At 62.0% G+C, this 5,607-nt stretch carries 4 protein-coding genes and 2 pseudogenes; all 6 read left to right on the top strand.

What is annotated here, in order from left to right; all coding sequences use genetic code 11:
- Positions 1-977: tyrosine-type recombinase/integrase (locus tag Q0239_RS00820; RefSeq protein WP_298596895.1), on the top strand; the 977-nt coding region annotated here is incomplete at its 5' end.
- Positions 970-1,980, top strand: coding sequence for a tyrosine-type recombinase/integrase (locus Q0239_RS00815; RefSeq protein ID WP_298596892.1), 1,011 nt, complete (start codon positions 970-972; stop codon positions 1,978-1,980). The genes Q0239_RS00820 and Q0239_RS00815, both read left to right, overlap by 8 nt.
- Positions 1,981-2,098: 118 nt before the next feature.
- Positions 2,099-2,309 (top strand): annotated as a pseudogene (locus Q0239_RS00810) (transposase domain-containing protein); the annotation flags it as partial.
- A gap of 272 nt (positions 2,310-2,581) precedes the next feature.
- Positions 2,582-3,952, top strand: a complete 1,371-nt coding sequence (locus Q0239_RS00805; RefSeq protein ID WP_261497863.1) for an aminotransferase — start codon at positions 2,582-2,584, stop codon at positions 3,950-3,952.
- Between the two features lie 34 nt (positions 3,953-3,986).
- A complete protein-coding gene (locus tag Q0239_RS00800; protein ID WP_261497862.1) occupies positions 3,987-4,751 on the top strand; it encodes an N-formylglutamate amidohydrolase in 765 nt (254 codons plus the stop codon).
- A 26-nt stretch (positions 4,752-4,777) separates the two neighbouring features.
- A pseudogene (locus Q0239_RS00795) lies at positions 4,778-5,607 on the top strand (hypothetical protein); the annotation flags it as partial.

Raw genomic sequence — 5,607 nt, 5'->3', positions numbered from 1 at the left:
CCGGAGAGCGCGTCATGACCGAGGCCCGCGCTATGCTCTCGCTGGCCGAGGATTACCTGACCGAGCGCCGTGCCTTGGGGTTCGACCTGCGCATTCCCGGCACCCAGATCACCGCTTTCGCCCGCTTCGTCGACGCGGTGGGCCATACCGGCCCGCTGACGACCCGCATCACCCTGGATTGGGTGCAGGGTCATGCCAGGCACGCCAAGCCGTTTTCCTGGGCGCGCCGCCTGGACGTCCTTCGTCCATTCGCACGGTATTTGGCCCGGCTTGATCCGGCGACCGAGTTCCCGCAGACCGCAATCTTTGGCCGCTCGCATCGCCGCCTGGCGCCGCACATCTACTCGGAGCAGGAGATCCGCGATCTCCTCGCTGCCGCCCGGCGCCTTGCCCCGCACGGTGGATTGCGACCAGCGACCTACGAGATGATCTTCGGGTTGATCGCCGCCGCCGGCCTGCGGCTTTCGGAAGCGCTCCACCTGCGATGCGGCGATGTCGATCTCGAACAGGGCGTCCTTACGGTCCGGAACACCAAGTTTCGCAAATCCAGACACGTGCCAGTGCATCCGACCGTGGCGGCGGCGTTGAACCGCTATCTGGCGGTGCGGTCACGTCACGGCACTACCGACCGGAATGCGCTGCTGTTCCTGTCGTCATCGGGAGGGTTGTTGTCGAAGCGAACCATTCATGGGGTGTTCCAGCGGCTGCGAGGCGACCTCGGCTGGACGGCGCGTGGCGCCCATGCCCAGGCGCGCATTCACGATCTGCGCCACACCTTCATCTGCCGTCGCGTCCAGCTTTGGCATGAGCGCGGCGCCGATATCGGCAATGCCATGGCCGCGCTTTCAACCTATGTTGGCCACGCCAAGGTGTCAGACACTTACTGGTATCTGACCGGCGTTCCAGATCTGATGGCGATCGCCGGCGCGCGCTTCGAGCACTTCGCGGCCATCACCGGAGAGGGTCACCATGGCTGATCCGATCACGACGCCGACTTTTCCCACCTTGCTTCAGCGCTTCTTCGTTGAGCACCTGGGCCATCAGCGAGCCGTCAGCCCGCGCACCATCGCCGCCTACCGCGACACGTTCCGACTGCTGCTCAGCTTCGCTGAGGCCAGTATCGGCAAGGCCCCGACCGCATTGGCGTTGGTCGATCTTGACGCCCGATTGATCCTCGACTTCCTCGATCATCTGGAGAAGGAACGCAACAACGGCGCCCGCAGCCGAAACGCCCGTTTGGCGGCGCTCCGATCCTTCCTGAAGTATGCCGCCCATTACGACCTGACAGCACTCCCTGTGATCGAGCAGGCGCTGGCCATCCCGATGAAGCGGTTTGACCGGCCGGTACTTGGGTTTCTGTCGCGCCAGGAGATGCAGGCGATCCTCGAAGCGCCGGATCCTCGAACCTGGGCGGGACAGCGCGATCGAGCGCTTTTCAGTCTAATGTACAACCCCGGCGCACGCGTGCGGGGGGCCCGCGGCCGGCGCGGCGGGGACGTCATCCGCGATGGCCCGACGACCGCGCATCTGCACGGCAAGGGGCGCAAGGAACGAAGCATGCCGCTCTGGCGATCAACCGCGTCGCTGATCCGGGGCTGGAAGCGCCAGCTGGAAAACGCCGGGGATGACAATTTCCTGTTCCCAAGCCGGGGCGGAGAAAGGATGGCGCGATCGAACGTCACCCAACGCCTCGACCTGGCTGTCTCGGTCGCCGCGGAGCGTCATCCCCAACTCGCACGACGCTCGATATCGCCGCATACAATCCGCCACACTACGGCGATGCATCTGCTGCAGTCCGGCGTCGACATCACCGTGATCGCCCTATGGCTGGGCCACGAGAGCCCCGCCACAACGCATATGTACCTCGAGGCCGATCTCTCAATGAAGAAGCGCACTCTCAACCGGCTGCAACCGGTCGGAGCGAGCCCCGGCCGGTATCGGCCCCCGGACCAGCTGATGCGGTTTCTTCAGAACCTTTGAATTATGCGCAGTTCGTCGTGCCGAAAATCGCTGGCGCGTCAGCCTTGCAGGCGCTTCCCTCGGCGGGCTGCGCATAATCACATGGTGCGCATAATTGCGGTTATGCTGAGTTCTGCATAATCGCAAAAACGCACTGTTCGCCGGTCATGACGAGGGCGGACGCACCTGGGCCCGCATGGCCTCATTGATCGAAACCTGCAAACTGAACGCCGCCGACCCATACGCTTACCTGCGCGAAACCCTGACTGCCATCGCCAAAGGCCACCCCGCATCGCGCATCGCGCATCGACGACCTTATGCCTTGGGCTTTCCAGAAGCTGTCAAGCTGAAAGCCTGACGGGGTTCTCGCACCGCTTACAACCAAATGCCTGACCGTGCTGTTGCAAGATGTGCCGCTTGATGGCGAACTTTTTCGCCCCGACGATCGTAAGCCGCCGCAGGGATCGCGCACTCATCCTTTTCGTGGCGCCGGGGCACTCCATACCTCCAGCAGAACGCGGGCGCGGCACCTCGTCTTCCCGATGCACCGTATCGCGGCAGAAACCTCTTTACCCAGAATTGTTTTTCTGGTAACTGTAAATACAACAAAGGGAGAACCGCTATGGACACCAATGTGAGCAATTCTTGGGAACAGAGAGACATGCAGGCCGTTTTCCACGGCTTCACTGACTTGGGTACGCTGAATGCCGAAGGTCCGGTGATCTTGACGCATGGGGACGGCATCCGGGTCTTCGATGTGCACGGCAAGAGCTACATCGATGCCAACTCGGGCCTCTGGAACAACGTGGCCGGGTTCAACCATCAAGGCATCATCGACGCTCTCTGCGCCCAGGCGCGGAAGTTCCCCGGCTACCACGCCTTCTTCGGTCGCGTCGCCGACACCACCGTCGCCCTGTCCGAGAAGCTGATCGAGCTGTCGCCTTTCGACGCAGGCAAGGTCTACTACACCAACTCGGGCTCGGAGGCGAATGATACCGTCGTCAAGATGCTGTGGATGCTGCATCGCCGGAATGGCCAGCCGCAGCGCCGCAAGATCATCACCCGCGTGAACGCCTATCACGGCGTCACCGTCGCGACGGCCTCGATGACCGGCAAGGCCTACAACGCCGAATTCGGGCTGCCGCTGCCGGGCTTTCTGCATGCCGACTGCCCGCATTACTGGCGCTTCGGGCTTGAAGGCGAAACCGAGCTGGAGTTTTCGGCCCGCCTGGCGCGCAATCTTGAAGAGCTTATCCTCAAGGAAGGCCCCGACACGATCGCCGGCATGTTCGCCGAACCGGTGCAGGGCGCCGGTGGCGTGATCGTGCCTGCCGAAGGCTATTTCGAGGCGATCCGCCCGATCCTGCGCAAATACAACATCCCCTTCATCGCCGACGAGGTGATCTGCGGGTTCGGCCGCACCGGCGAGATGTGGGGCAGCGTGAAGTATGACATGCAGCCGGACATCATCGTCGCGTCGAAATGCATCACGGCCGGCTACTTCCCGATGGGCGCGGTCATCCTGGGCAAGGCTTTCTGCGACGCGCTGATGAAAGTGTCCGAAGAAGCCGAGGAGTTCCCGCACGGCTTCACCGCCGGCGGCAATCCGCTTGGCAGCGCGGTTGCCCTGAAATCGCTGGCGGTGATCGAAGACGAGGGCCTGCTTGGCAATGTCAACAAGGTCAGCGGACGCTTCATGGCGCGGCTGAAGAAGCTGGGCGAGCACAAATATGCCGGCGAAGCCCGCGGTGTCGGCCTGATGGGCGCGGTGGAAATCGTCGCGGACAAGAAGACCAAGCAACCGCTGCCGGGCCATCTGCAAATCTCGGAACGGATCGCCAACAAGGCACTTAAGAAAGGCCTGATCTGCCGGCCGCTCGGGCAGGCAATCGTCCTGGGCCCGCCCTTCATCATCACCGAGGCAGAGATCGACCAGATCTTCGACATTCTTGAGGAAACCGTTGACGAAGTCTTTGCCGATGTCGGCCTCTAAACCCGCAGTTTCGGACCGTGCAGCGAATCGTGCCTTGCGCACGACCGCCGTTCTCGCCGCAGACGAGCCGCAGGCCGTTGAATGGTTGAACCCAAAGGGGACCGGACCCTTCGTCTTCGGCTGCGAACACGCCAGCAACCGAATTCCAACGCGGCTGGGGACCATGGGCCTTGATGCAACCGAACTGGCGCGCCACATCGCCTGGGATATCGGGGCACGCCGCCTGACCGAGCTGCTGGCACTTCGGACGGACAGCCCCGCGATCCTGCAGCGCTATTCCAGATTGGTTAATGACTGCAACCGAACGGTCGGCCACCCCGGCGCGTTTGTCACCGACGCCGATGGCAGCTGCGTGACGGGCAACCTTGGCCTGACCGACGCTGATAGAGCCGCAAGAGAGCGCGAGATCTATCGCCCCTTCCACGATGCGTTGACCGGCACCATCGAGCGACGCCAGCAGAGCGCCGAACGCTTCGCCTTCATCGCGGTTCACAGCTTTAACAAGAGTGTCCGCAGCATCGCGCGTCCGTGGCACATTGGGTTCATTTACAACCAGCAACCAGCCTTGTCGAAACGACTGATCAGCTGGTTTAGGGAAAGGACCGACTTTGTTGTCGGTGACAACGAACCCTACTCTCCCCTGCACGCGGTGGATCACACAATTCGGGTCCAAGCCGAGGTCCGCAGCATACCCTACAGCATGATTGAGGTGCGAAACGATTTGCTGCGCAGCGAATCCGAAATTGCTGGCTGGGCGGACCTGATTGCCGCGGCCTTGCTTGACGCCCACACGTCGTAACCCCAAACAAAGCACGAGATGAAAGCATGACAGGTCAGAAGCTGAACCTGACGTCGGCGGAGGACGCCCACGCCTTTATTACCGAGCGCGCGCCCTCGCATGTGAAGGTTGGATTCTTCGATATCGACGGGGTCTTCCGCGGCAAGTTCATCGGTCGGGAAAAGTTCCTCTCGGCGCTTCGCAGTGGCTACGGCTTCTGTAACGCCGTGCTGGGATGGGATGTCGCCGACAACCTTTACAACAACGCTGCCTACACTGGCTGGCATTCGGGCTTTCCTGACGCCAACCTGCGGATCCTCCCCGAAAGCGGGATGATCCTGCCCTTCGACAACGAGACGGTCTTCTTCCTGAGTGAATTTGCCGGCTCTGCCGAAGCGATCTGTCCGCGCGGCGTACTGCGCCGGGTCCTGGCCCGCGCCTCGGACATGGGCTTTGCCGTCAAGGCGGCCATGGAATTCGAGTTCTTCATGTTCGAGGAGACGTCGAACGGTCTTCACGAGAAAAACTTCCAGAACCTTCGTACCTTATCGCAGGGCAGCTTCAGCTATTCGGCGCTGCGATCGCTGGTGCATGAGGATCTGTATCAGGACATCCTGGACACCTTCGGGTCGATCGGAATCAAGCTTGAAGGCCTGCATGCCGAAACCGGACCTGGCGTTCTCGAGACGGCAATTGCCGTGGATGACGCGCTGGCGATGGCCGACAATTCGTCAGTCTTCAAGGCCTTCATGAAGATTTTGGCTCAGAAGCGCGGCTTGATGGCGACGTTCATGGCCAAGTGGAACGCCGCCCTCTCCGGGCAAAGCGGGCACACTCATCTGTCACTGTGGACGCTGAACGGCAAGCCCTGCTTCTA

The sequence above is a fragment of the uncultured Sphingorhabdus sp. genome, assembly GCF_937872355.1.
In the GTDB taxonomy this organism is placed as follows: domain Bacteria; phylum Pseudomonadota; class Alphaproteobacteria; order Sphingomonadales; family Sphingomonadaceae; genus Sphingorhabdus_B.
The sequence above is the reverse complement of the archived record's forward strand: the minus strand, read 5'-3'. Positions and strand labels throughout refer to the sequence as shown.